This is a genomic window from Photorhabdus sp. RM71S (assembly GCF_042879355.1).
GTDB classification, from domain to species: Bacteria; Pseudomonadota; Gammaproteobacteria; order Enterobacterales; family Enterobacteriaceae; genus Photorhabdus; species Photorhabdus kayaii.
The window spans coordinates 1-1254 of sequence record NZ_JBHFKV010000130.1; the positions used below are offsets into that span (position 1 = coordinate 1).

General features: G+C 42.9%; 1 protein-coding gene. It reads left to right on the plus strand.

What is annotated here, in order from left to right; translation table 11 throughout:
- Positions 1-128: 128 nt before the first annotated feature.
- Complete coding sequence (locus ACGF5R_RS24035; protein ID WP_387693137.1) at positions 129-1226, plus strand: ISAs1 family transposase; 1098 nt, start codon at positions 129-131, stop codon at positions 1224-1226.
- Positions 1227-1254: the final 28 nt, after the last annotated feature.

A 1254-nucleotide genomic window follows, 5' to 3' on the forward strand; every position in this document is an offset into this window, starting at 1 on the left:
CAGGGTGAGATCTCACATTTTTAATAAGGTTATTTTAGTTAAATAAAAATCAGGATATGACTTTTTATAGGCATTTCTCTCATTAAAACGTTAAGATCTCTCTCTTCCATAAAAAAGCGATCCTAATAATGAGTATTTTTAATTTTATCAGCAAGATAGAAGACCCTCGTTCTGACATCAATAAAAAACATGAATTAATGGATGTGATTTTTTTAGCCTTCTCCGCTGTATTATGCGGCGCTTCTGGCTGGAAATCGATTCAGGAATTTGGTGAGTTACAGAGCAAGTGGCTTAAACAATACACGCATTTTACTCACGGTATTCCTCGTCGTCACTGTATTGCTAATATTATCAAAATGATAGAGCAAGATGCACTGGTTGAAGCCTTTTATGCCTGGATCAACCAGCGTCGGGTCAGGGCAGGAAAAAGTCTTATCGCCATTGATGGAAAAACCCTGAGAGGAACTTGTAAGGGGACATTATTTGAAGCCCTGCATGTGGTCAGTGCTTATGATGTTGAATCCGGTGTAGCCCTATACCATCAGGCAGCCGAAAGCAAAGGTCAGGAAGGTCCGGTTGCCAGACAATTGATTGAATTACTGGCGCTTGATGGCGCGATTGTCACTATGGATGCCTTGCATTGCCAGAAAGAAACCCTTGCGTTAATTACTCAGCGCGGCGGTGATTTTATTGTGGGTCTCAAAAGCAATCAAAAGACCCTCTATGAATGGGTCAAATCGTATTTTGCTTCGCATTATGAGAGTGATGAGCTTGTTGAATTTACGCAGAAAAATAGCGGTCATGGACGGACAGAATTTCGGCATGTCATGCAAATTCGTGCCGTATTGCCGGAGGTCCTTCGGCGGCAATGGCCTTCAATACAAAGTGTTATTGAAGTCGTCAGTGAACGAAGCGTAAAAGGCCAGCCTCCCCATCGTGATTCACGCTGGTATGTCAGCTCGCTACCGTTGGAGGCGGAAATCGTGGCTAAGGCAATAAGAAGGCACTGGTCGGTAGAAAACGAGCTGCATTGGGTATTAGATGTCACTTTTCGAGAAGATGCTATCTCACTCAAAGAGCCTGATGGGGCTGCACAAATGGCGCTTTTTAACCGAATTGCATTAAGCGTGATTAAACAGAATACCAGTATAAAAGACAGTCAGGCGGCTAAACGTCGAAGAGCCATTTGGTCAGAGGAATTCCGTAGTCAACTTATCTTTGATTAAATTAAATACAAAGTGGAATCCCGCCCTG